The organism is Stenotrophomonas sp. SrG (genome assembly GCF_050031795.1).
GTDB classification, from domain to species: domain Bacteria; phylum Pseudomonadota; class Gammaproteobacteria; order Xanthomonadales; family Xanthomonadaceae; genus Stenotrophomonas; species Stenotrophomonas rhizophila_A.
On record NZ_JBNBBE010001836.1, the window covers coordinates 1 to 229 of the forward strand.

Annotated in this window: 1 protein-coding gene; it reads right to left on the reverse strand. The window is 67.2% G+C overall.

From position 1 onward, the window contains the following. Positions 1-229 (reverse strand): hypothetical protein (locus ACQG3P_RS25555; RefSeq protein ID WP_426806604.1); only part of this gene is annotated, 229 nt, incomplete at both ends.

A 229-nucleotide genomic window follows, 5' to 3' on the forward strand; every position in this document is an offset into this window, starting at 1 on the left:
CCACGGGGGTGGCCGCGCCGGTACGGCCGATCTGGATTTCGATCGCCTCCACCGTGGTGGTCTGCTCCTGAGCCGGGAACTTGTGCGCGATGGCCCAGCGCGGAGCGCGCGACACAAAGCCCATCTGTTCCTGCCCGGCACGGTCGGCAAGCTTGTATACCACGCCGTCGATCTCGAAGGCCAGGCCGTCGCGGCGTTCGCCTATGTCACGGTCATAGGCAAGCAGGCC